The organism is Huaxiibacter chinensis, assembly GCF_022171985.1.
Taxonomy (GTDB): Bacteria; Pseudomonadota; Gammaproteobacteria; order Enterobacterales; family Enterobacteriaceae; genus Enterobacter; species Enterobacter chinensis_A.
Window position 1 is genome coordinate 1046647 of sequence record NZ_JAJVHF010000001.1, and the last position, 23217, is coordinate 1069863.

The following is a 23217-nucleotide window of genomic DNA, read 5'->3' on the forward strand; positions in this document are numbered from 1 at the left end:
CATGCCCTGGCAAAAGAGTGCGGTAAAGTCACTCGCTGTCAGCAAGCGAGTGAGATCACAAAATAGTCACCGTCTCGCCAGCTGTTCGGCCATGAGCGCGAGCTCTTTTAACTGCTTCGCAAGCTGTTCATGCTGAAGCTGCTGTTCAGTGCGTGGTGCGCTGGAAAGCCGCGCCACCAGCGAAACCGGCAGTAGCGCCTGCCAGAACGGGGATGATTTTTCGCCCTCGAGTAGCCACTCGACGCTGCGCTCACCCGCATCACGAAAGGCCTGGCGGATGGTAGTCAGCGGCGGTGAAAACCAGGCGCTGTCGGCGGTATCGTCGAAGCCGACAAGAGACAGTTGTCCGGGTATGGCAACGCCCTTCTCGGCGCACGCCCGCATCACCCCCAATGCCATCTGATCGTTCGCGACCAGGATCGCATCCGGAAGCGTGGCGCCTGCCAGCAGAACATGCCCTTTCTCATAACCGGATGCCGCGCTCCAGTCACCATATGCCTGGGCTATGGGCGCAAGGTTATCCGCCGCCAGCCGGGCCAGCCATCCCGCCTGGCGCATGCGGGCGGAGACGGAACTTGGCGGGCCATTAAGGAGTGCAATGTGCTGGTGACCCAGCTCAAGCAGATGTTCTACCCCCAGCGTCGCGCCCTGCAGCGCATCGAACGCCAGACGATGAACCTGAGCCTTTTCTGACACATCCAGAAAAAGTACCGGAACCGGTGAAGCCATGGCGCGAAGCCGTTCTGCGTCTGCGTCATCCAGCGGCACGTTCACTATCAGCCCTTCCACACGCTGGGCCAAAAGTTCCTGGAGCGCGTCCTGACACTGGGAAATGTGTTCAACCATGGAAATCAGCACGCTGGCACCGCGCGCACCCGCGTGGGATTTGACGGCTGAGGCAATCTGGGAGGGGGCGTGTAACGCCAGGTCGGTGGTGATCAGCCCCAACGTGCGCGTGCGTTTTCCGGCCAGCTGTTGAGCACCACGATTGGGGACATAGTGCAGTTCCGCCATCGCCCGCTGCACCTTTTCCCGCGTCCGCGCGGAGACATGCTCCGCATCGTTAATCACGCGTGAGACGGTTTGATAAGAGACGCCCGCCAGGCGGGCCACATCATATAAGGTTATCGCTTTCATACTCTGCGCAGGGTAACGGGTAAGGGCCCTATTGTGTCACAGCAGCGTGCGCAAAGCATGTGAGCGCTTCGTCGTATTAAACAATTTTGGCCGTTTGTGGCGTGCTCGTTAACGTGGGCTTTTGACGAAACCAGGGCAGGCAGATCTGGATCAGCGGGCCAATTGCCAGGGCGTACAGGACGGTCCCCACTCCAATGGTTCCGCCGAGCGCCCAGCCAGTCAACAGGACCGAGACCTCAATCGCCGTACGTACCCCCCGCACCGACCAGCCCGTTCGGGCATGGATACCCGTCATCAGCCCGTCACGCGGACCAGAACCAAAGCCTGCGCCAATGTACATCCCGGTAGCGATGGCATTCACGATCACCGCGGCAATCAGCAGAGCGACTCGTGCGGGCAGCGCACTCAATTCTGGCATTAACATAAGCGACGCATCGGCGGCCAGCCCCAGCACGATCACATTGCTGATCGTGCCCAGTCCCGGACGCTGCCGCAGTGGGATCCAGAATAGCAGCACCACGACGCCGGTCAGGATCATCACCGTACCGATATCAAGCGACAGATGTTTGGCCACGCCAATATGAAACACATTCCAGGGGTCGGCACCCAGGTCGGCACGCACAAACATCGCGGTAGAAACACCGTAGAGCACAAGCCCGATATAAAGTTGTAATAAACGACGCGGCATCTTTTCTCTCCTGATGGTCAGGCTTTTATCTTCCCCGCAAATGGCCTTATGATTAATATCCAGTTTTAGAATAGTGGACTGCTTATGTCGCCTCGTCGTTTTGGAAGCCAATCGCTGGCGCGCCTGTTAGGGCACTGGCAACAACAGACATCCCGTACCCCGCTCTGGCGACAGCTTGCGGATGCGTTGCGTTTGCTCATTCTGGATGGACGGCTCGTGCTGGATACGCGCCTGCCCGGCGAACGCGAGCTGGCGACTGCGCTGGATGTCAGTCGTACCACCATCAGCAGCGCGTTAGGACATCTGCGAGAGGCAGGATTTCTGGAAAGCCGTCACGGCAGCGGTTCACGCGTGATCCTGCCGGAAAATCATGCCATTCCCGGTTTATCGTCTACCACCGCGGCCCTTGATCTCTCCACGGCCGCACTGAGTGCCGGGCCGGAAATTCATCAGGCCTATTCCCACGCGCTTACCGCCATGACGCAGCACCTGTCGCAGACCGGTTACGATCAGTCAGGATTGCTGACGCTGCGTGAAACCCTCGCCGAACGTTATACCGCGCGCGGTCTGCCCACCCGCGCAGACGAAGTCATGGTGGTGAATGGTGCGGTCAGCGGCCTGGCTTTAGTGCTAAGAATGTTAACCGGGCCGGGCGATCGGGTGGTGGTCGATCATCCGACGTACCCGCTGGCGATCGCGGCAATTCAGGGGGCATCCTGTCGGCCCGTGGGCGTCTCGCTGCCGGAATCGGGATGGGATACCGATGGTTTTGCCGCTACGCTGGCGCAAACGGCCCCCCGCCTGGCCTATCTGATGCCTGATTTTCACAACCCGACGGGGCGGTGTATGGATAGCGCTACCCGTCAAACCCTTGCCGATATCGCGGCGCAAACCCGCACCACGCTGGTGGTCGACGAAACGATGGTCGATCTGTGGTTTGATACGCCGCCACCTGCGCCGCTGGCTGCATTTAACGCGCAAGCCTCGGTCATTACCCTGGGGTCAGCGGGGAAAAGCTTCTGGGGCGGCCTGCGGCTGGGATGGATTCGGGCCTCTTCCCGCACCATTGCGGCGCTTACCCAAACGCGCGACACCCTTGATTTAGGTTCACCCCTGTTAGAGCAGCTGGCCACGCAATGGTTAATTGAGAACGGCCCGACATTCCTCCCGGCGCGTCGCAGGATGCTTGCAGAACGCCGCGACCGCTGTGGTGAGCTGTTGCGGAAACATTTTCCGACGTGGCACTTTCAGACGCCCGAAGGGGGCCTTTCTTACTGGGTGGAACTGCCCGACAGACTGGCAACCCAGCTTGCGGCACTTGCTGAAACACAGGGAATTCACCTGGGCACCGGGACGCGTTTCGGCCTGGCCGGGGCCTTCGACCGCTATCTGCGCATGCCTTTTTCGCTGGAGCCAGAGGTGCTGGAAGATGCCCTGACGCGAATTAAACCGCTCTGGCAAACGCTGATTAAAAACGAGAACACGCAGAAACGAAGGGTGATATAAATAAAAACTGCTGGCTGCAACGAATGCAGTCAGCAGTTTTCACAGAAACGATTTAGTGTTGCGGAGGAATAGGGAAGCCTTTAAGGGAAATAACAAAATCTTCTCCCTGTTTTTTTATTTTTGCACCGGTATCACACCAGTCTGATGCAATTCGAAAAAACTCATCACTTCCAACATTCCAGCCCAGACGAACATGTTTAACATAGCCTGAGCGAAGCATGTCGCAGGCCTCTTTGTAGTCGCTGGCGGTTGACAGTTGTTGTTTCATTTTCTCTTCTTCAGAATTTTACGTAGTGCCTTGATTTCCTTAGGAGTAAATGGCGTAACGCTCTCTTCTTCCGTATGCTGATTATCAATATCCTCTTCCGTTACTCCCGCCTCTGCAACGGCTTCAAAGGCAAGCTGCAGCAGTTTTTCAGTGGTGACGCTAAGATTCTCATTGTTGACTTCAGCATAGTGGCGAAGTCTCTCTTTCAACGCTTCATCAATTTTTACGTTTAATACCGCAGTGGCCATGTTTGTCACTTCCCTTCGATATAAGTACTTTATTTAATACACGAAGTTAACAATCTGATCCAGATTTATATTTTTTGTTTATAACATTAAAAAAACGCCAGATAATAAAATGACAGTCTATTATTACAGGTTTATGACAATATTATTTCACCCTGATGAAGAATATATTACACAACCCTGAGGTTAATAAGGGTTTAGCGCAGTAGTCGCGTAGAAAGATGTTGGACGATGCCGGTGTGGATGAGCGAATCGGGAAAGGGTAAAGCAGAATTGGGTGGGGGCCCTGCCAGCTACATCCCGGCACACACGTCGTCTGCCCTGGCTGCTTCCTTCCGGACCTGACCTGGTGAACAGAGTAGCGTTGCGGGAGAACCAACAGAGCCCCCATTGAGAGCGTTGATAACCAACGCGCAGGCGCATTATCCCTGCACGGGATCGCAATTGCAAGTTAACACCAACCGGATGATGGTTTATTGCGCAAAGCAGGCCTTTAATCAGGTATTATCCCCCTTTTCTGCGGTGTTTACGCACAACAGGGACGACGCAGACGCTTTTTCCAGAGGCGATTTGGGCGAAAATCGGTTTAAGACATACCCACAGGAGTAAAAATGGACCAACACGACTCTTTTCCACAGCGCGTGTGGCAGATTGTCGCTTCCATTCCCGAAGGCACGGTCACCACTTACGGCGAGGTCGCGCGGATGGCAGGGTCACCGCGTGCAGCACGGCAGGTTGGCGGCGTGCTAAAGCGGCTGCCGGAAGGCAGTACCCTGCCGTGGCATCGTGTCGTCAATCGTCAGGGGGTTATTTCGCTCACCGGACCGGATTTGCAACGGCAGCGGCAGGCACTTTTGTCTGAAGGCGTTATCGTCTCCGGGAAAGGGGAAATCGATCTGGGGACGTATCGCTGGAGATATTAAATACCCTCCCCGAATGGAGAGGGTACGAGAAGATTAATACTGAGTTGGTGCAGGTACGGCTGAAGACGGATTCACCTGCGTTGGCGAGGTAGAGGGCACTGTGGTTGTCGCACCGTTCTGCTGTACAGGCACAGCGGTCTGCTGCACAGGCACCAGCGTCAGATCGGCTTTCGTCCCACCCTGATTGATAACCGGCTGCACCGTATCGGTGATAAAGACCAGTTTATCCTTCACGGTAATGGCCGCACTCAGCAAAATACGCGCATTAGGCTGGATGTCTGCCGGCTTAAATGGCAGCACGAAGCTGAATGGCGCTTGCTTACCTTCCGTACGAACGGCTTTCTGAGACAGGACTTTTGACGGCGCATCCGCCATAGAAGCATCAGAAAGCGTCACAGTTAAGACTGCGTCTGGCGGTAAGGCCACTTTCTGACGGATCCATACCGTACCAGAAACATTAGGCTGCTGCATGGTCGGCTGCGTGGTTGCACCCGCGGCACTTGGATTTGGCGCAGGGGTTTGGATATCGGCGCTCTTATCCGCACAGGCGGACAAACTGACAGCTAACGCGACGCCACTCAACATGTGTACGAATTTCATTGAAGTCTCCTTATCATCAATGCGTCAACGGGATCGATCCCAGCCGATAACGTTAACATTCACATAACGGACTAAGTCTGGCACAAGTCACAGATATTTGCCTGGTTTCAACCTGTTATTCAGATTATTGCACCCATCGGACCACTTGCATTTCTGCGTTATAATCAGCGTATCTTTCGCCAGGGCGTATATTGAGGACCACTATGAGTCAAGCACTGAACAATCTGCTGACATTACTGAATCTGGAAAAAATCGAGGAAGGACTCTTCCGCGGACAAAGCGAAGATCTGGGCTTACGCCAGGTATTTGGCGGTCAGGTCGTGGGACAAGCGCTGTATGCCGCAAAAGAGACCGTGCCCGCAGACCGTCTGGTGCATTCATTCCACAGCTACTTTTTACGCCCCGGGGACAGCGCAAAACCGATCGTGTATGACGTTGAAGTGTTGCGTGACGGAAACAGTTTCAGCGCGCGACGCGTAGCGGCGGTGCAACATGGTAAACCCATCTTCTATATGACCGCCTCTTTCCAGGCGCCAGAACCGGGCTATGAGCATCAGAAAACCATGCCACCCGCTCCGGCCCCGGATGACTTAAAATCGGAGACGGAGATCGCCCGTGCGCTCTCACATCTGCTGCCACCGCAGGTGAAAGAAAAATTCCTTTGCGATAAACCGCTGGAGATCCGCCCGGTCGAATTCCACAATCCGATGAAAGGCCATACGGCGGAGCCAACGCGTCAGGTCTGGATGCGCGCAAACGGGACGGTTCCGGCCGATCTGCGCGTTCATCAGTATCTGTTGGGTTACGCCTCGGACTTTAACTTCCTGCCCGTGGCATTACAACCTCACGGCGTCGGCTTCCTTGAAAAAGGCATGCAGGTTGCCACCATCGACCATTCGATGTGGTTCCATCGTCCGTTCGATTTGAATGACTGGTTGCTCTATAGCGTGGAGAGTACCTCGGCCTCCAGCGCCCGTGGTTTTGTGCGCGGTGAGTTTTATACTCAGGACGGCGTTCTGGTGGCGTCAACGGTGCAGGAAGGGGTGATGCGTAATCGGGGATAAGGTTCTGTGACCTGTTGCCCTCCCCTGCTTTTTGCACCCGGGGAGGGCATGGCATTCATAACGGCAACGTGCGTTGCCGTTTTTTTATCAGGCGTTATAGGCGTTCTCGCCATGGCTGTTCACGTCCAGCCCTTCGCGTTCCTGCTCTTCCGGCACGCGCAGACCAACGGTCATATCAGCAAGCTTGTACGCAATGAAGGCCACTACACCTGACCAGACGAGGGTGATACCGATGCTTTCCAGCTGTACCAGTACCTGATGGCCCATGGTCACGCCTTCTGCATAACCCACACCACCCAGTGAGGTTGAGGCAAAAATACCGGTCATGATGCAACCCACGATGCCGCACACGCCGTGCACTCCGAAGACGTCACAGGGATCGTCCACGCGCAGAATGCGTTTCAGCGCCGTTACGCCCCACAGGCCCGCCAGACCCGACACCAGACCAACCAGCAACGCGCCACCGACGCCTACGAAACCACAGGCTGGCGTAATACCGACCAGGCCCGCAATCGCACCGGAGCACGCACCCAGCAAGGACGGTTTTCCGCGTACCACCCACTCGCCAAAGATCCAGGAGAGGATCGCGCCCGCCGTTGCCACCACCGTGTTCACAAAGGCCAGCGCAGCGATCTCGTTAGCCGCGCTTGCCGAACCGGCGTTGAAACCGAACCAGCCAAAATAGAGGATCGCGGTGCCCATAAAGACCATCGGCAGGTTATGTGGCTTAAAGGCTTCTTTGCCAAAGCCCACGCGTTTGCCAATCAGATAGGCGCCAACCAGACCCGCCACTGCCGCGTTGATGTGCACAACTGTACCGCCGGCAAAATCCAGCGCGCCGTGAGAGGCCAGCATACCGCCGCCCCAGACCATATGCGCAATCGGCACGTAAGAGAGCGTCATCCAGACCACGACGAAAATCAGCACGGCAGAGAAGCGAATACGTTCCGCCAGAGCGCCGACAATCAGCCCAACGGTAATGGCGGCAAACGACCCCTGGAACGCAACGTGAATATATTGATAGAAGCTGCCCATCACTGCGGTCAGCTCGATATTTTTCAGCATCACCCAGTTAAAGTTGCCGAAGAAGGCGTTTCCTTCCCCGAAGGCCAGCGAGTAGCCATACACCACCCACAACACGCAGACGAGCGCAAAGGTGACGGCCACCTGAGTGAGCATGGAAAGCACGTTTTTACCGCGGATCAAACCACCATAAAAGAGCGCGATCCCCGGAATGGTCATGAACAGCACCAGCGCGGTGCAGATCATCATAAAGGCGTTGTCGGCTTTATCCGCCACGGCAGGGGCAGCCATTGCCAGTCCCGGCAGCAGTGCCAGCGACCCCAGACCCAATTTGATTGTTGATTTCTTCATTTTCTCGATCCCTTTCACTGTGTGCCTGGCGTCACTTACAATGCGGCTTCGTCAGCTTCGCCCGTACGGATGCGAATGACGCGCTGCAACTCGGCAACGAAAATTTTGCCGTCACCAATTTTGCCGGTATAGGCGGCTTTGCTGACGATGTCGATCACCTCATCAAGCTGATCGTCAGCAATAGCCACATCAATTTTTACTTTGGGCAGAAAGTTCACGCTGTACTCCGCGCCGCGATAAAGCTCTGCGTGCCCTTTCTGACGGCCAAAGCCTTTGACCTCGGTCACCGTCAGCCCCTGAATACCCATTGAAGACAAGGCTTCACGCACGTCTTCGAGTTTGAATGGTTTAATTACCACCGTAACCAGCTTCATAGTTCCTCTCCAGTCAGAATTCAGTAATGGCCGCAGCTAACACACAGAAATTATTGCAAGCGCTGTGCCAGATTTGAAAAGCGTGGAAAAAGGGGTCTCAAAGCGCGTACGAAAGGGGAACGGGCGGAACGGATGAAAAAAAACGCACCATGACAGTGCAGGGTGCGTTTCATTTTTGCACCAACAGTTTCTGCTGTTAGCGCGATGCGTGAATTTAGTGCATCAGGAGGTAAGCGTACCCTCTTCACGCACGCTGGCAGCCAACTCTTCTCCCGCCAGCTGAAGCTGATACATCTGCCAGTAACGCCCTTTCGCTTCGAGGAGTTCGCGGTGGGTGCCTCGTTCAACGGCCTGACCGCGATGCAGCACGAGGATAGTGTCGGCCTCCACAATGGTCGACAGGCGGTGGGCAATCACCACCAGCGTGGTCTGTTTGCGCACCGCCGCCAGTGCCTGCTGGATCGCCTGTTCGGTACCGGAGTCAATGCTCGCCGTGGCTTCATCGAGGATCAAAATCTGTGGCGTATCAATCAGCACCCGGGCCATTGCCAGGAGCTGTTTTTGCCCGACGGAGAGATTGTTACCCTGCTCGCCCAATCGGGTATGGATCCCGTCGCTCATTCCGCGCGCCAGTTCTGCCAGCTGCACCTTCTCGAGCACCTGCCAGACCTGCTCCTCGCTAAACGGACGCCCAAGCGTGACGTTGGCAAAAAAGGAGTCCGCCATCACAACCGGGTCCTGTTGCACCATTGCCACCCCTTTACGCAACGCGTTGTGGCTCAACGTCGGAAGCGGCCGCCCGTCCAGAAGGATCTCCCCTTTCGTTAACGGGTAGTAACCCATCATCAGGCTGGCGAGGGTGCTTTTGCCGCTGCCGGTGTGCCCTACCAGGGCGATAAAACTGCGTGAAGGGACGTCGAGCGTGATGTCCTTCAGCACCAGACGGTCGTCACGGTAGGCGAAGGAGACGTTATCAAAGCGGATAGCGCCGCTCTGCAACGGACGATCGTCACTGCCATAGGTCTGACGCGGGCGGTCCATCAGTTCGAACACACGCTCGCCGGCCACCACCGCCTGCTGCAGGATGGATTGCTGGGTCGTCAGTTCAATTAAAGGCTCGTTCAGACGGCCCAGATAGCTGATAAAAGCATACAGAACCCCGACTTCAATCGTGCCCACAGAGGTAAAACCAAACACCATCAACAGGCCGCATAAAATCAGCGCCGAAAAGAGGCTCAGCAACGGACGCAGCAGGAAACCATCGAGACGCAGGGTTTGCATGCGCGCCATATAGTGCGATCGGCTGGCTTCCCCCATCCGTTCGCCAAAGCGCGCCTGCTGGCGGAACTGCTGGATAACGCTCATCCCATTGATGACTTCGTTAAAGCCGTCGTTAATATCCGCAAGGTAGGCGCGAAGTCGACGCACAATCGGCGTGCTAAACCGCTGGTAGATAACCATCACGATAAGAACAGCCGGGAAAATAGCGATCGCCACCAGCGCCATGCGCCAGTTAAGGCTAAACATCGCCACCAGCATAGCGCCGATCAGGGCTGCGCTACGCAGCACCGTGGCGACCACCGTCACGTAAAGATCGCGAATCACCTCAGTATCGTTCGTCACCCGGGAAATCACCTGACCGACGGGCTGAACATCAAACTCGCTCAAGGGTTGACGGAGCGCAGCGTCCATCACATCGGTACGCAGTTTTTGTACTACCCCTACCGCGGCCTGATTAAACAGGATTGACTGTACATAATGCAGCGAAGCAGCGAGCAATTGCAGCCCAATATAGGCTGCGGCCAGCCCGGCCACCAGCTTGAGGGGCAGACTGTTTTTGGCAACCATATTGTCGATAAAATAGCTAATCAGCAGAGGACCGCTGACTTCGGCAATCGCCGCCACCCAGAGCATCACGACCGCAATCGTCAGCGGTTTTCGCCACGGGGAACTGTAGCCCAGCAGACGTTTCAGCGTGGGCCACAAATGGGCAGATTTACGCATGCGTGGTCTCCTCGCTCAGATCCGGCCCATCAATCAACGCAGCTTCCAGCTGTTGATAGCGATACATATCCCGATACCATCCTGGCCGATCCGCCAGGCTATCGTGTGCCCCGCGCTGGGCAATATGCCCATGCTGCAGAACCAGAATTTCACTGGCCTCCGTCAGCGCCGAGAGACGATGCGCACTGATAATAACCGTACGCCCTTCTCCCCACTGACGCAGGTTATGCAGGATTTGATGCTCGGTGCGCCCATCCACCGCCGAAAGTGCATCATCCAGAATGAGGATTTCCGCATTCAGCAATAACGCGCGCGCAATGGAGAGACGCTGTTTCTGCCCACCCGAAAGCATGACCCCGCGCTCGCCCACTTCGGTGTCATAGCCCTGCGGCAGGCGCAGAATATCGTCATGCACGCTGGCCAACCGCGCCACCTGCTCAATCTCTTCCTGCGTGGCCTCCGGATGACCCAGCGCAATATTGTTAGCCACCGTATCGGAGAATAAAAACGGCGTCTGGCTGACGACCGCCAGGCGGCTTCGCCAGGCGTCCAGCTGTAAGCGCGTAAGCGGGATTCCGTGGAACTGAATATCGCCTTCAGTGACGTCAAAATGACGTTGAATGAGCGACAAGATAGTGCTTTTTCCGGCACCCGTAGGCCCACAAATGCCCAGCATTTGGCCTGGCTGCAAGGAAAAATGGACTTTCTCCAGCACCGCATGGTCGGTCTGGGGATAGCGGAAGCTCTCTACGGCAACGTCTAACACACCGCGACCTTCGGGTACGGGTTCGTGTCCATCATTCACCACCGGGGCTTCGGCAAGCATGGAACGAATGCGACTGTAGGCCGCACTGCCGCGCTCCACGATATTGAACATCCACGCCAGCGCCAGCATCGGCCAGATCATCAGCCCAAGGTACATGGCGAAACTGGTCAACTGGCCCAGCGTCAGCGTACCGTTAATCACCATCCAGCTGCCGCCGCCAATCGCCAGCAGGTTCGCCGTGCCGATGGCAATATAGATGGTGGGATCAAAGCGGGCATCTATCTGCGCCACGCGCAGGTTTTTTGCCCCGGTGTCTGCCGCATCGGCCGCAAACAGCGCTGACTGGCGATCTTCCAGGCCAAATGCCTTGATCATGCGAATGCTGGTCATGCTCTCCTGGGTTCTGTCGTTCAACGACGAGAAGGCGGCCTGCGCCAGCTTAAAGCGTTCGTGCAGCTGGTCGCCGTAGCGTTTAATCGCCAGCGCCATAATCGGCATCGGCAGCAGCGCCAGCAAGGTCAACTGCCAGCTGATTTGCGTGGACATAACGATCAATACCGCGCAGCCCATCACCAGCGAATCCACCAGGGTTAACACGCCCTCACCGGCGGCAAAGACCACCCGGTCGACGTCGTTCGTGGCGCGGGCAATTAAATCCCCGGTGCGGTGACGGAGGTAAAATTCAGGGTGCTGACGACTAAGCTGACGATAAAAATCTTCGCGAAGTTCCACGGCGAGCTGATAGGACGCACCGAACAGCAGCACGCGCCAGACGTAGCGCAGCAAATAGACCACCACCGCGGTCAGCACCAGCGTCGCGACCCACATCATGATGCGTGCGGCAGTGTAGTGCTGTTCCGTAACGCCATCCACGACGTAGCCCACCACTTTGGGCGGGATCAGTTGCAGAATAGCAATGATGATAAGCAGGGCCACTGCACCGAGATAGCGTCGCCACTCCCGGCGAAAGTACCAGCTTAATTGAGCAAATAATCGCACGCGGTAAATTCCTGAAGGTCTGTTTCCGGCCTGGCCGGGAAGTTATTCAATGGGTAACGCTGTGGTGTATTTAATCTGTTCCATGGCAAAGCTCGACGTGACGTCCGATAACCCTGGCACGCTGTTCACCAGGCGTTTATAAAAATCATCGTAGCGCTTCATGTCCGCCACCTGAACGCGCATCAGATAGTCGTACTCGCCCGCCATTCGCCAGAATCCGAGCACCTCAGGCATATCAGAAACCTGGGTGACAAAGCGGCAATACCATTCGCTGCTGTGGTGCTGCGTTTTTATCAGAACAAACGCGGTCAAACCAAGCCCCAGTTTTTCGGGATCGAGCAGCGCCACGCGCCCCAGCAGGATGCCGTCATCTTCCAGACGTTTAAGGCGTTTCCAGCAAGGTGTGGTGGTCAGATTAACGGCATCTGCCAGAGCCTGCAAAGAGAGGGTGCAGTCGTTTTGCAGCAACGAGAGCAGCTTGCGGTCAATTTTGTCTATCATACCCACCTCGCAGAGAATATTTTTCTCCCTACATTCTATTTTAAAGGCCATATAGCAACAATTTTTTCTGTGCTATTCGCTATGCTGGGCACAAAATGACAAACGGATAATTACGATGAATAGTTCATGGGTCAAACATGCAATCAGTGAAATTAACGCCGACTATCAGCGCTCGGCCGATACGCACCTGATTCGTCTCACGCTGCCGGGTTTTAAGGGGATTCAACTCTATCTGAAAGATGAGAGCACTCACCCCACCGGTAGCCTGAAGCATCGTCTGGCGCGTTCGCTATTTTTATATGGCCTGTGTAACGGCTGGATTAAAGAAGGCACCCCCATTATTGAGTCATCGTCTGGCTCAACGGCCGTCTCCGAAGCCTACTTTGCGCGCTTGCTGGGCTTGCCATTTATCGCCGTGATGCCCTCCTGCACGGCGAAACGCAAAGTTGAACAGATCGAGTTTTATGGCGGACGCTGCCACTTTGTGGAGAGCGCCTGCGAGATTTACGCCGCCTCAGAGATGCTGGCGCGGGAGCTGAACGGCCATTACATGGACCAGTTCACCTTTGCCGAACGCGCCACCGACTGGCGCGGCAATAACAACATTGCCGACAGCATCTTCCGGCAGATGAATAACGAACCGCATCCCGAACCTGCGTACATCGTCATGAGCGCCGGTACGGGCGGGACCTCAGCCACCATTGGCCGCTACATTCGCTGCCAGGGCTATGAGACAAAGCTGTTGGTGGTAGACCCGGAAAACTCGGTGTTTATGGATTACTGGCAAAACCGTGATGCCACCCTGCAAAGCGCCACGGGCAGCAAAATTGAAGGCATCGGGCGTCCGCGCGTGGAACCATCCTTTATCCCGGACGTGGTGGACGAGATGCTGCGCGTGCCCGATGCGGCAAGCATTGCCACTGCCCACTGGCTGGAAACGCAGCTCGGTCGTAAGGTCGGCGCCTCTACCGGCACCAATATGTGGGGCGTATTACAGGTGGCTTCACGCATGCGCGATGAAGGCCGTACCGGCTCGATTGTGACGCTGCTGTGCGATAGCGGCGACCGTTACCTTGAGACGTATTACAATCCGGAATGGGTCTACAACACCTTTGGTGATATCACCGCCTGGCGTGAGCAGATTGCGCAGACCGTGAAATAAAAAAAGCCAGACCGCAGTCTGGCTTGCTGGAAGGATCTCACTATTCGGGGGAATAAGGGAGGGTGTTGTTATCCAGCCAATGCGTCAAAAAATGGGACACGGCTTCGTTGCGGCAGTGTCCGATAACCGGTAAATGGGGAAGTTCCGCCATAAGCTGCGGCATGGCATTCCCCATGATCAACCCGCGCCCGACGCTGCCCAGCATCTCGCGGTCATTCATGGCGTCGCCAAACGCCATACAGTCCTGCATGGTCAGCCCCAGGTGATGGCTGAGTACCGCCAGCGCCGAGCCTTTATTACACCCGACCGGTAACACTTCGAGGCAATCCACCGCCGAGAACGTCAGATGGGCGCGATCGCCCAACGCCTCATTAAGCTGAACGCGCAGGCGACAGAGATCGTCATGATCGCCGCAGAAACAGATTTTGGTCACCGCACCGGCCGGGATCCGACGCAGATCGGTTAACTGGTATTTGAAACCGCTATAAACATGCGCATGCAGAAGCTCGGGGATTTCCCGGTTCGTGAGCCAGCCCGTGTCGTTGAAGACGTGGATGCTCGCCCGCGTATCCCAGGTTGAATGCAGCACCCGCTCCGCCACCGCAGGATCCAGGTCCTGACGATGCAAGACCTCGCCTTCCACCGAGTGGATCCGCGTGCCGTTGCCGGTAATTAAAAACGCTTCCATGGATAACGCGCCTAACAGATGGCGCATCTCCAGCACATGTCGTCCGGTGGCAAACGTCAGGGTAATTTCATGGTCGCGCAGCCGCTTAAGCACGCCTAAGGTCTTCTCACCTAAACGGTGATCCGGCATTAATAACGTGCCGTCCATATCAAATGCAGCAAGCCGAGCCATGATCGCTCCCGAAATGTGATGAGGTTAACTTGTGCTTCAGTATCGCGTGGGATATACGGAAGTAATAGTGAATAGATGATAAATATTGTTCCGGGTTTATGATGCGCCAGCTTAACCGCCTTAATCAGTACCAACGCCTTTGGCAACCCTCACTGGGTGCAGCACAGCACGTCACCGTCGCGGAGCTGGCCAGCCGCTGCTTTTGCAGCGAACGTCACGTGCGCACCTTACTGCGTCAGGCGCAGGATGCGGGCTGGCTGAGCTGGCAATCGCAATCCGGCCGGGGTAAACGCGGCGAGCTGACCTTTCACGTGTCGCCGGAGACGCTTCGCAACAGAATGATGGAGGAGGCGCTGAAAAGTGGGCATCAGCATAACGCGCTGGAGTTGGCCCAGCTTGCCCCGGCGGATCTGCGTGCGCTGCTGCATCCCTATCTTGGCGGTCTCTGGCAGAACGATACGCCGACGTTACGTATTCCTTACTACCGTTCGCTGGATCCCCTAAAGCCCGGCTTTCTGCCGGGTCGTGCGGAGCAGCACCTGGTGGGGCAGGTTTTCTCTGGCCTGACCCATTTCAGGGGGCCTCCCACCAGCCAACCGGCGATCTTGCTCATCACTGGTCGGTCTCCGGGGACGGTCTGCGCTGGGATTTTTATATTCGCTCGACGCTGCACTGGCACAACGGCGATAAAATCGATACCGCGCATCTGCAAACCAGCCTGACGGCGCTTTTTGGTCTGCCCGCCCTGCGCAGGCTGTTTCATAGCGTGTTGCGCATTGAGGTGACTCACCCGCAGTGCCTTACCTTTATTCTTCATCAGCCGGATTACTGGCTGGCGCATCGACTGGCGAATTACGCCAGTCGCCTGGCCCACCCGGAACACCCGCTGGTGGGCAGCGGTCCCTTTCGCCTGGCGATATACGAACCGGATCTGGTGCGCCTTGAGTGCCACGAACAGTACCATCTCAGCCATCCCTTGCTGAAGGCCGTGGAGTACTGGATCACGCCCCAACTGTTTGAGCAGGGCCTGGGGACAAGCTGCCGTCATCCGGTGCAAATTGCCATCGGCGAACCTGCTCAGCTGGCAAACCTTCGCATGGTGAGCCACAGCATCAGCCTGGGTTTTTGTTACCTGGCATTCAGGCAGAGCGCGCAGCTTAGTGACATGCAGGCCCGCAAGCTGGTGAATATCATCCATCACACGTCGTTGATGCACACCTTGCCGCTGGATGAAAATCTGATTACCCCGACGCAGGCGCTTTTACCTGGCTGGACGCTTCCGCAATGGTCCGAACTGAAAAACGTCGCGCTGCCGGCGAAACTGACGCTGGCCTACCACCTTCCTGTTGAATTGCACACGATGGCTGAGCAGCTTAAAGACTGGCTTGCCCGCGAAGGTTGCCAGCTTAAAATAATATTCCATGATGCCAAAACCTGGGACGACTGCGACGCCCTTACCCAGGCGGATATGCTGATGGGAGACAGGCTGATAGGCGAAGCACCGGAATATGCGCTCGAACAGTGGCTACGCTGCGACACGCTGTGGCCGCATGTCCTTACCGCTGCGCAGTATGCCCATTTACAGGCCACGCTGGATGCAGTCCAGATGCAGCCGGATGAACCTTCCCGCCGCGCAGGGCTGAAAGCCATTTACGCCCGGCTGATGGAGAACGCCGTGCTCACCCCCCTCTTTAACTACCAGTATCGTATCAGCGCCCCGCCAGGGGTGAACGGTATCCGCCTCAATACCCGAGGCTGGTTCGACTTCACCGAAGCCTGGATCCCGGCACCGAAAGCGTGAAGAAGCTGGTCGCCGCCGAATCGAGGCGGTAACATAACTTTTTATTGTTACTGGCGAGACTATTTATGAAACGTGCCGTGGTTGTATTTAGCGGAGGACAAGATTCCACCACCTGTCTGATTCAGGCCCTGCATCAGTATGATGAAGTGCATTGTGTCACGTTCGATTATGGGCAGCGCCATCGTGCAGAGATCGACGTCGCGCGTGAACTGGCCCTGAAACTGGGTGCCCGAGCGCACAAGGTGCTGGACGTGACATTATTAAACGAGCTTGCGGTCAGCAGCCTGACCCGTGACAGCATTCCGGTACCGGACTACGAACCGGATGCCAGCGGGATCCCTAACACCTTTGTGCCAGGGCGTAACATTCTCTTCCTGACGCTCACCGCGATTTATGCTTATCAGGTCAAAGCCGAGGCCGTGATTACGGGCGTTTGCGAGACGGATTTCTCCGGCTATCCGGACTGTCGGGATGAATTCGTTAAGGCGCTTAATCACGCGGTGGATCTGGGCATGGCGAAAGAGACGCGCTTCGAGACGCCGCTGATGTGGCTCGACAAAGCCGAGACCTGGGCGCTGGCGGATTACTGGGGCAAACTGGATCTCGTTCGCGCTGAAACCTTGACCTGCTACAACGGCATTAAAGGTGATGGCTGTGGCGAATGTGCCGCCTGCCATCTGCGGGCAAATGGCCTGAATCATTATCTTGCGGATAAGCCTGCCATCATGGCCGCAATGAAGCAGAAAACCGGGCTGAAATAAGCCCTGTCACCGTGCTGCCGGTTCATCCTGTCGGCAGCACGGGTCATTTAACCTGCGCCTGTTTTCACCGGTGCACGCCCCGCTTAGCCAATCAGCAGGTCCAGCTTTTCGCGCAGTTCCCCTTCCAGCGGGAGCGCTTTCTGCGTTTTGAGATCGATGCAGACAAAGGTGATCAGCGCGTCGGCCACCACCTGCCCTTCGGGATCCAGCGTCACCACCTGGCTTAACACGCCGCTTTTCCCGTTAAGCTGCTGCAACTGGCTGGTCACGGTCAACACGTCGCCCAGGACGGCCGGACGGCGGTAATTAATGTTGATATTCGCGACGATAAACGCGATGTTTTTCGCCGTAAGCCATTTGAAGCTTTCGCTGTTCTCAAGCCCGTCCCAGCGAGCCTCTTCAAGAAACTCCAGATAGCGGGCATTGTTCACGTGCTGGTAGATATCAATGTGATAACCGCGAACCTTAATTTTTGTCTGCATAGCGCAATAACCTTCACTTTTGTTATAGGGTAAGAGGTCATAACTGGTATGACCTCTTTATCCTGGCAAATTTTTGCCGCAGTGCAAGTAATTGTGCGATTACAGCGTCAGGTGTGCGAGGTTACGCTCAACCAGCGCGCTACCCATGCCGGGTACCTGTTTCAAATCTTCCAGGGTTTTGAAAGGACCGTACTCGTCGCGGTAGCTCACGATGGCCTGGGCTTTTTTCAGCCCGACACCGTTCATGGCCTGGGCGAGATCCTCGGCTGACGCCGTGTTGATGCTGACCCGGGTACCCTCCTCATCGGCACTTTTACTCCCTTCTGTTGCTTTGGTTTGTGCAGGCGCTTGCGCGCTGGCGTCCGCTTTGTTTTGTACCGCCTGCGTTTTCGTTGCGGGCGCGGCGGCCTGTGCGCCAAAGCTCACTCCGGTCGTGGCAATGGCTACGGTGATTAGCAGGGCTTTGATTCCACGTTTCATGCTGTTATCTCCTTGTTTGTTGACAGCGAGTGAACAATAACCACCCATCAAAACAAGAACAAACAGCCATTGTCAGAAATGGAAAAGGCCGCGAAAGCGGCCTTTAATTATTGCAGTACGTTGCGAAAATCTGCGAGCAGTAGCGTAATTACTGCTGCTGCGTGATGATGTCACCCAGCTTGATTTTGGCTTCTTTACGCAGGTTACTCATCAGCGCTTCGAAAGCAATCTGGGCGTTGTTCTGGGTAATCCCCTGAACCATCGCTTTTTTCTGCTCATCTGGCAGGGTCCCTGCTTTCACTTCATCCAGCGCCAGCAGGACGACGTTGCCCTGCATATCAGACGTGGTGCCGTAACCTGGCTTGTCTTTCGCCGGTAAGGCAAGGCTGAAGGCTGCCTGGCTTACAGGATCCTGACCGGTACGGCTCAGCGTTTTGGCTTCACCAAAGCTCAGACCCGCCGCTTTCATCGCCGCATCGCCTTTGCCTGCTTTCAGCTCAGCCAGCAGTTTTTCTGCATCGACCTTCGCCTGCTGCTCAGCTTTCGTGTGCTTCACCTGCGCGACAATCTGATCTTTAACGGCATCCAGAGGTTTAATGGATTCCGCTTTATGCTCAGCCACACGCAGAACAAACGCACGATCGCCTTCCACGGTGATGATGTCAGAGTTGCTGCCCGGCGTACCGTTCTCACCCACCAGGCCACCGTTGAAGATAGCGTCTGATACCGGCTTGAAGTTCAGCTCTTCTGGCAGGTTATCGTGACCAAACCAGCCGGTCTCAACCGCTTTCACACCCGCGGCCTGCTCTGCACCCGCCAGAGATTCGTTATCGTTGCTTGCCGCGTCGCTGACTTTCTGCTGCAGGGCGTAGTAAGCATCCAGGGCTTTCTCCTGCTTCACTTTAGCGGCGATATCATCACGCACCTCGGTCAGCGGCTTGGTTTTTGCCGGCTGAACATCGTCCAGACGCGCCACCAGGTAACCCACGGAAGATTTGATCACGCCAGACAGCTGGCCTTTTTCTTTCAGGCCGGCGTTTTTCAGCTCATCCGGTGTGGTGGCGTCTTCCAGCCAGCCCATATCACCGCCGTTTTTCGCGGAGATGATGTCCGTGGACTTCGCTTTAGCGACCGTCGCAAAATCAGCGCCTTTGCTGAGCTCGTCAACCACTGCCTTCGCGTCAGCTTCCGTTTTGGTCTGAATCACGCTGTAGCGGTTACGCTGCGCCTGAGTGAACTGATCCTGATGCTGATCGTAGTAAGACTGAATTTCCGCATCAGAAGCGGTTTCCTGCATCGCTGCAGCGTCCAGCTTGATGTAACTTACACGGAACTGTTCTGGTGCGGTGAAGTTGTTTTTATTCTGCTCGTAATACGCTTTGACCTCTTCGTCGCTAACCTGCTGCTTCGCGGCCAGCGCATTAACATCGATGATGGCTTCACGCACCACGCGCTGCTGAGCCACCAGCGCGGCCAGCTCGTCGGTTTCGCCCTTGAGCATAAAATCGGTACCCACAACGGCGTTAATCAGCTGCTGCGTGGTCAACTGGTTACGCAATGCCTGCGCATACTGATCGGCCGTCATGCCCATCTGATTGATGATGGAGTTATAACGGGCGTTATCGAATTTGCCGTTAGACTGGAATGCCTGCGTAGAGAGGATCGCGTTTTTAACCTGTTCATCGCTGATACCCAGACCCAGATGTTTTGCATACTGGTCGAGCAGCGCTTCGTCGATCAAACGGTTGACCGTCTGCTGGCGCAGGGTTTTCATGTAGCCTTCATTCGCCGCCAGCTCAGAGAACTGATCGCCCAGCTGTTGCTGCATGCGATTGCGTTCGCCCGCAAAGGCGTTTTCAAATTGCCCGCGGCTAATTTCCTGGCCATTCACTTTTGCGGCGTAGTTGCTGCTACCGCCAATCAAGTATCCGCTTACGCCGGTCAAAATGAACGACAGGATAATGATACCGAAAATAATCTTGAGCACGAGACTGTTAGCAGCCGTGCGTAAGCTGTCCATCATGGTGTAACCACACTCCGCTGTAGGTGACTGGTGACCTGACGCTGGCAGAAATCCTGACCGCAAGCGCGTAAAGTCGTATTGTGACAAGAAACCGGGGCAATTGTCAGCCCACAACTCGTATAAACTCACATAAAGTCGTGCTGGACAAATAAAAAAGGCACATCAAATGATGCGCCCTTGTACTTTTCGGCTTCCCTTTAGCGGGAAAGCGATCAGTTTACTGCGTCTTTCAGTGCTTTACCTGCACGGAAACCAGGCACTTTAGCGGCAGCAATGGTGATCTCTTTACCGGTCTGAGGGTTGCGGCCAGTACGGGCAGCACGCTCTTTAACAGCAAAAGTACCGAAGCCTACCAGCGCAACGTCATCCCCTTCCTGCAGAGATTCAGTAACAGAAGCAATTAATGCATCTAACGCACGTCCAGCCGCAGCTTTAGAAATATCAGCACCCGCAGCAATTTTGTCAATCAGTTGAGATTTATTCACTCTTCTCTTCCTCTCTTTATAATTTATATCGCGCATGAATCCTTCACAACGCGACCGCGCAGCATTTATAACAGGCCTGCCATAACCTTACAACACCCGTTGTTGATGGCTAAGCCAATCAGCAATCTAAATTAGCTATACAAAAAAAGGCTGGCAAGTACGAAATCACTTACCAGCCTTGTTTTTATTGACGCTCTTTGCGCAAGGTCACTATTTTGCCGTTACAACCTGCATTCCTGAAGGTTCATTCTGCAGCGCGAGGGTCAACACTTCTTCAATGCGTTTCACCGGATGGATGTCCAGATCGGCAATCACATTGTCCGGAATCTCTTCCAGATCGCGTTTGTTCTCATGTGGAATGAGTACGGTTTTGATCCCACCGCGGTGCGCAGCCAGCAGTTTTTCTTTCAGGCCGCCGATTGGCAGAACCAAACCACGCAGGGTGATTTCACCGGTCATGGCCACGTCAGCGCGGACAGGGTTCCCTGTCAGGCAAGAGACCAGCGCGGTACACATTGCAATACCTGCACTTGGGCCATCTTTTGGCGTCGCCCCTTCCGGAACGTGAACGTGGATGTCGCGTTTTTCGTAGAAATCAGGGTTGATACCCAGTTTTTCCGCACGCGCACGTACCACGGTCAACGCTGCCTGAATGGATTCCTGCATGACTTCACCTAACGAGCCGGTATAGGTCAGTTTGCCTTTACCCGGTACGCAGGCCGTTTCGATGGTCAGCAGATCGCCGCCCACTTCGGTCCACGCCAGGCCGGTCACCTGCCCTACGCGGTTCTCGTTGTCAGCACGACCGTAGTCGAAGCGCTGTACGCCGAGGTACTCGTGCAGGTTGTCACCGTTAATCACAATGTGCTTGAGCGATTTATCCAGCAGAAGCTGTTTCACTGCTTTACGGCACAGTTTAGAGATTTCACGTTCCAGGCTACGCACGCCCGCTTCGCGGGTGTAGTAACGGATAATGCTGATGATTGCGCTGTCTTCGACAGTAATTTCGCTCTCTTTCAATGCATTACGTTCAATCTGTTTGGATAACAGGTGGCGTTTAGCAATGTTCAGCTTTTCGTCTTCGGTATAACCGGAGAGACGAATCACTTCCATACGATCCAGCAGCGGAGCCGGAATATTCATGGAGTTGGAGGTCGCTACGAACATCACATCGCTGAGATCGTAGTCCACTTCCAGATAGTGATCGCTGAAGGCCACGTTCTGCTCAGGATCCAGGACCTCAAGCAGTGCAGAAGCCGGATCGCCACGCATGTCAGATGACATTTTGTCGATTTCATCCAGCAGGAACAGCGGGTTTTTAACGCCCACTTTCGCCATTTTCTGGATTAATTTACCCGGCATTGAGCCGATGTAAGTGCGACGGTGACCGCGAATTTCGGCTTCATCCCGTACGCCGCCCAGCGCCATACGAATGTATTTACGACCGGTCGCTTTCGCGATGGACTGCCCCAGAGAGGTTTTACCCACCCCCGGCGGCCCGACCAGGCACAGAATAGGCCCTTTGAGTTTATTCACACGGCTTTGAACCGCGAGGTACTCCAGAATACGATCTTTCACACGTTCCAGACCGTAATGGTCGGTATCCAGAATCTCCTGTGCCTGACGCAGATCTTTTTTGACCTTGCTGCGGGCGTTCCACGGAACCTGAACCATCCATTCGATATACCCGCGCACGACGGTCGCTTCGGCCGACATTGGAGACATCATTTTCAGCTTCTGCAGCTCGGCTTCGGCTTTTTCTTTTGCCTCTTTCGGCATCTTCGCCGCGTCGATCTTACGCTTCAGCGCTTCGTTTTCGTCCGGCGCGTCGTCCATCTCACCGAGCTCTTTCTGAATCGCTTTCATTTGCTCGTTCAGATAGTACTCGCGCTGAGATTTCTCCATCTGCTTTTTGACGCGGTTGCGAATGCGTTTCTCAACCTGCAGCAGATCGATTTCGGATTCCATCATCGCCATCAGATATTCCAGACGTTCATTGACGTCAGACATTTCCAGCACAGACTGTTTGTCAGCCAGCTTCAGCGGCATATGTGCAGCGATGGTATCCGCCAGACGTGCCGGATCGTCGATGCTGTTCAGCGACGTAAGCACTTCTGGTGGGATTTTCTTGTTCAGCTTGATATAGCCTTCAAACTGGCTAATTGCGGTGCGCACCAGAACTTCCTGCTCGCGCTCATCAAGCTGCGGTGATTCGAGGTACTCTGCTTTCGCAGAGAAGTGTTCGCCATCGTCAGAAAGGGTAGTAATACGCGCACGCTGCAAGCCTTCTACCAGCACCTTTACGGTACCATCAGGCAGCTTGAGCATTTGTAAAATAGAGGCCACGGTCCCGACGGTGAAAAGATCGTTTACACCCGGCTCATCCGTTGATGCTTCTTTCTGCGCAACCAGCATGATTTTTTTATCATGATCCATGGCGGCTTCAAGGCAACGGATAGATTTTTCCCGCCCTACAAATAAGGGTATGACCATGTGCGGATAAACCACCACATCGCGCAACGGCAATACGGGGATTTCAATGCGTTCAGAACGCTCAGGATTCATAGAGCTCTCTCTTAGTTTAGTGTCCGCCAGGTAAACTGGTTCTGCATCTGTGCTTTACACAACCATTAACATGTAACCAGTATATGGGGATGTTTCCCACACATTCAACGCCATGAATACGGAAAAATAAAAGGGGAGATAAAATCCCCC

Annotated in this window: 21 protein-coding genes, 1 other RNA gene and 1 pseudogene; 6 read left to right on the top strand and 17 right to left on the bottom strand. The window is 55.3% G+C overall.

Translation table 11 applies throughout. The annotated features are described in order from the left end of the window. Window positions 1-66: 66 nt before the first annotated feature. Both LZP96_RS05035 and yczE read right to left on the bottom strand, forming a co-directional pair. Window positions 67-1137 (bottom strand): LacI family DNA-binding transcriptional regulator, encoded by a 1071-nt coding sequence (locus tag LZP96_RS05035; RefSeq protein WP_064325079.1) that lies wholly within the window; start codon window positions 1135-1137, stop codon window positions 67-69. Window positions 1138-1213: 76 nt separating this feature from the next. Then, entirely contained in the window at window positions 1214-1825 is a 612-nt protein-coding gene (gene yczE / locus LZP96_RS05040) for a membrane protein YczE (protein WP_258925711.1), read from the bottom strand. A gap of 84 nt (window positions 1826-1909) precedes the next feature. Here yczE and yczR point away from each other — a divergent pair, with 84 nt between their 5' ends. After that, window positions 1910-3331, top strand: coding sequence for a MocR-like transcription factor YczR (yczR, locus tag LZP96_RS05045; RefSeq protein WP_258925712.1), 1422 nt, complete (start codon window positions 1910-1912; stop codon window positions 3329-3331). A gap of 52 nt (window positions 3332-3383) precedes the next feature. Here the strand turns inward: yczR and LZP96_RS05050 are convergent, their stop codons facing one another. The 3 genes from LZP96_RS05050 to ffs all read right to left on the bottom strand — a co-directional run bounded on the left by LZP96_RS05050 (window position 3384) and on the right by ffs (window position 4225). Further along, complete coding sequence (locus LZP96_RS05050; protein ID WP_064325076.1) at window positions 3384-3599, bottom strand: hypothetical protein; 216 nt, start codon at window positions 3597-3599, stop codon at window positions 3384-3386. Then, complete coding sequence (locus tag LZP96_RS05055) at window positions 3596-3847, bottom strand: hypothetical protein (RefSeq protein ID WP_258925713.1); 252 nt, start codon at window positions 3845-3847, stop codon at window positions 3596-3598. Before LZP96_RS05055 ends, LZP96_RS05050 begins: the two co-directional genes overlap by 4 nt. A 281-nt stretch (window positions 3848-4128) precedes the next feature. Continuing rightward, window positions 4129-4225: signal recognition particle sRNA small type (gene ffs, locus LZP96_RS05060), an RNA gene on the bottom strand. Between the two features lie 230 nt (window positions 4226-4455). Here ffs and LZP96_RS05065 point away from each other — a divergent pair. Further along, window positions 4456-4767, top strand: a complete 312-nt coding sequence (locus LZP96_RS05065) for an MGMT family protein (RefSeq protein WP_258925714.1) — start codon at window positions 4456-4458, stop codon at window positions 4765-4767. Between the two features lie 33 nt (window positions 4768-4800). On the opposite strand, the gene LZP96_RS05070 is transcribed toward LZP96_RS05065, so the two are convergent. Further along, the gene (locus LZP96_RS05070; protein ID WP_064325073.1) at window positions 4801-5367 is read right to left on the bottom strand and encodes a YbaY family lipoprotein; all 567 of its coding nucleotides are present in this window, start codon (window positions 5365-5367) and stop codon (window positions 4801-4803) included. 203 nt (window positions 5368-5570) lie between these two features. Here LZP96_RS05070 and tesB point away from each other — a divergent pair, with 203 nt between their 5' ends. Continuing rightward, window positions 5571-6431, top strand: a complete 861-nt coding sequence (tesB, locus tag LZP96_RS05075; RefSeq protein WP_064325072.1) for an acyl-CoA thioesterase II — start codon at window positions 5571-5573, stop codon at window positions 6429-6431. A gap of 87 nt (window positions 6432-6518) precedes the next feature. Here the strand turns inward: tesB and amtB are convergent, their stop codons facing one another. The 5 genes from amtB to LZP96_RS05100 all read right to left on the bottom strand — a co-directional run bounded on the left by amtB (window position 6519) and on the right by LZP96_RS05100 (window position 12449). After that, window positions 6519-7805: an ammonium transporter AmtB gene (gene amtB, locus LZP96_RS05080; protein ID WP_064325071.1), complete on the bottom strand. Its 1287-nt coding sequence runs from the start codon at window positions 7803-7805 to the stop codon at window positions 6519-6521. A gap of 35 nt (window positions 7806-7840) precedes the next feature. Beyond that, window positions 7841-8179, bottom strand: a complete 339-nt coding sequence (gene glnK / locus LZP96_RS05085; RefSeq protein ID WP_064325070.1) for a P-II family nitrogen regulator — start codon at window positions 8177-8179, stop codon at window positions 7841-7843. 222 nt (window positions 8180-8401) lie between these two features. Beyond that, window positions 8402-10183, bottom strand: a complete 1782-nt coding sequence (locus LZP96_RS05090) for a SmdB family multidrug efflux ABC transporter permease/ATP-binding protein (RefSeq protein WP_064325069.1) — start codon at window positions 10181-10183, stop codon at window positions 8402-8404. Then, a complete protein-coding gene (locus tag LZP96_RS05095) occupies window positions 10176-11948 on the bottom strand; it encodes a SmdA family multidrug ABC transporter permease/ATP-binding protein (RefSeq protein WP_064325068.1) in 1773 nt (590 codons plus the stop codon). Before LZP96_RS05095 ends, LZP96_RS05090 begins: the two co-directional genes overlap by 8 nt. 42 nt (window positions 11949-11990) lie before the next feature. Further along, the gene (locus tag LZP96_RS05100) at window positions 11991-12449 is read right to left on the bottom strand and encodes an Lrp/AsnC family transcriptional regulator (protein WP_064325067.1); all 459 of its coding nucleotides are present in this window, start codon (window positions 12447-12449) and stop codon (window positions 11991-11993) included. A 115-nt stretch (window positions 12450-12564) separates the two neighbouring features. On the opposite strand from LZP96_RS05100, the gene LZP96_RS05105 reads away from it, so the two are divergent. Further along, the gene (locus tag LZP96_RS05105; protein ID WP_064325066.1) at window positions 12565-13611 is read left to right on the top strand and encodes a PLP-dependent cysteine synthase family protein; all 1047 of its coding nucleotides are present in this window, start codon (window positions 12565-12567) and stop codon (window positions 13609-13611) included. A 40-nt stretch (window positions 13612-13651) separates the two neighbouring features. Here LZP96_RS05105 and cof read toward each other — a convergent pair whose 3' ends face one another. After that, window positions 13652-14470, bottom strand: a complete 819-nt coding sequence (gene cof, locus LZP96_RS05110; protein ID WP_064325065.1) for an HMP-PP phosphatase — start codon at window positions 14468-14470, stop codon at window positions 13652-13654. 101 nt (window positions 14471-14571) lie between these two features. Here cof and LZP96_RS05115 point away from each other — a divergent pair. Both LZP96_RS05115 and queC read left to right on the top strand, forming a co-directional pair. Further along, window positions 14572-16271 (top strand): annotated as a pseudogene (locus LZP96_RS05115) (SgrR family transcriptional regulator). A 65-nt stretch (window positions 16272-16336) separates the two neighbouring features. Then, window positions 16337-17032 (top strand): 7-cyano-7-deazaguanine synthase QueC, encoded by a 696-nt coding sequence (queC, locus tag LZP96_RS05120; protein ID WP_064325063.1) that lies wholly within the window; start codon window positions 16337-16339, stop codon window positions 17030-17032. A gap of 83 nt (window positions 17033-17115) precedes the next feature. Here queC and LZP96_RS05125 read toward each other — a convergent pair whose 3' ends face one another. The 5 genes from LZP96_RS05125 to lon all read right to left on the bottom strand — a co-directional run bounded on the left by LZP96_RS05125 (window position 17116) and on the right by lon (window position 23067). Next, the gene (locus LZP96_RS05125) at window positions 17116-17514 is read right to left on the bottom strand and encodes a YbgC/FadM family acyl-CoA thioesterase (RefSeq protein WP_064325062.1); all 399 of its coding nucleotides are present in this window, start codon (window positions 17512-17514) and stop codon (window positions 17116-17118) included. 99 nt (window positions 17515-17613) lie between these two features. Then, complete coding sequence (locus LZP96_RS05130; protein WP_064325061.1) at window positions 17614-17994, bottom strand: helix-hairpin-helix domain-containing protein; 381 nt, start codon at window positions 17992-17994, stop codon at window positions 17614-17616. A gap of 148 nt (window positions 17995-18142) precedes the next feature. Then, entirely contained in the window at window positions 18143-20017 is a 1875-nt protein-coding gene (gene ppiD / locus LZP96_RS05135; RefSeq protein ID WP_064325060.1) for a peptidylprolyl isomerase, read from the bottom strand. Between the two features lie 212 nt (window positions 20018-20229). Next, a complete protein-coding gene (hupB, locus tag LZP96_RS05140; protein WP_064325059.1) occupies window positions 20230-20502 on the bottom strand; it encodes a nucleoid-associated protein HU-beta in 273 nt (90 codons plus the stop codon). A gap of 210 nt (window positions 20503-20712) precedes the next feature. Continuing rightward, window positions 20713-23067, bottom strand: a complete 2355-nt coding sequence (gene lon / locus LZP96_RS05145; protein WP_064325058.1) for an endopeptidase La — start codon at window positions 23065-23067, stop codon at window positions 20713-20715. Window positions 23068-23217 lie beyond the last annotated feature (150 nt).

What these genes read in the sequence shown, in the direction of transcription:
- LZP96_RS05035 (WP_064325079.1), bottom strand. Translation starts at nt 1,137, where the DNA reads ATGAAAGCGATAACCTTATATGATGTGGCCCGCCTGGCGGGCGTCTCT.
- yczE (WP_258925711.1), bottom strand. Translation starts at nt 1,825, where the DNA reads ATGCCGCGTCGTTTATTACAACTTTATATCGGGCTTGTGCTCTACGGT.
- yczR (WP_258925712.1), top strand. Translation starts at nt 1,910, where the DNA reads ATGTCGCCTCGTCGTTTTGGAAGCCAATCGCTGGCGCGCCTGTTAGGG.
- LZP96_RS05050 (WP_064325076.1), bottom strand. Translation starts at nt 3,599, where the DNA reads ATGAAACAACAACTGTCAACCGCCAGCGACTACAAAGAGGCCTGCGAC.
- LZP96_RS05055 (WP_258925713.1), bottom strand. Translation starts at nt 3,847, where the DNA reads ATGGCCACTGCGGTATTAAACGTAAAAATTGATGAAGCGTTGAAAGAG.
- LZP96_RS05065 (WP_258925714.1), top strand. Translation starts at nt 4,456, where the DNA reads ATGGACCAACACGACTCTTTTCCACAGCGCGTGTGGCAGATTGTCGCT.
- LZP96_RS05070 (WP_064325073.1), bottom strand. Translation starts at nt 5,367, where the DNA reads ATGAAATTCGTACACATGTTGAGTGGCGTCGCGTTAGCTGTCAGTTTG.
- tesB (WP_064325072.1), top strand. Translation starts at nt 5,571, where the DNA reads ATGAGTCAAGCACTGAACAATCTGCTGACATTACTGAATCTGGAAAAA.
- amtB (WP_064325071.1), bottom strand. Translation starts at nt 7,805, where the DNA reads ATGAAGAAATCAACAATCAAATTGGGTCTGGGGTCGCTGGCACTGCTG.
- glnK (WP_064325070.1), bottom strand. Translation starts at nt 8,179, where the DNA reads ATGAAGCTGGTTACGGTGGTAATTAAACCATTCAAACTCGAAGACGTG.
- LZP96_RS05090 (WP_064325069.1), bottom strand. Translation starts at nt 10,183, where the DNA reads ATGCGTAAATCTGCCCATTTGTGGCCCACGCTGAAACGTCTGCTGGGC.
- LZP96_RS05100 (WP_064325067.1), bottom strand. Translation starts at nt 12,449, where the DNA reads ATGATAGACAAAATTGACCGCAAGCTGCTCTCGTTGCTGCAAAACGAC.
- LZP96_RS05105 (WP_064325066.1), top strand. Translation starts at nt 12,565, where the DNA reads ATGAATAGTTCATGGGTCAAACATGCAATCAGTGAAATTAACGCCGAC.
- cof (WP_064325065.1), bottom strand. Translation starts at nt 14,470, where the DNA reads ATGGCTCGGCTTGCTGCATTTGATATGGACGGCACGTTATTAATGCCG.
- queC (WP_064325063.1), top strand. Translation starts at nt 16,337, where the DNA reads ATGAAACGTGCCGTGGTTGTATTTAGCGGAGGACAAGATTCCACCACC.
- LZP96_RS05125 (WP_064325062.1), bottom strand. Translation starts at nt 17,514, where the DNA reads ATGCAGACAAAAATTAAGGTTCGCGGTTATCACATTGATATCTACCAG.
- LZP96_RS05130 (WP_064325061.1), bottom strand. Translation starts at nt 17,994, where the DNA reads ATGAAACGTGGAATCAAAGCCCTGCTAATCACCGTAGCCATTGCCACG.
- ppiD (WP_064325060.1), bottom strand. Translation starts at nt 20,017, where the DNA reads ATGATGGACAGCTTACGCACGGCTGCTAACAGTCTCGTGCTCAAGATT.
- lon (WP_064325058.1), bottom strand. Translation starts at nt 23,067, where the DNA reads ATGAATCCTGAGCGTTCTGAACGCATTGAAATCCCCGTATTGCCGTTG.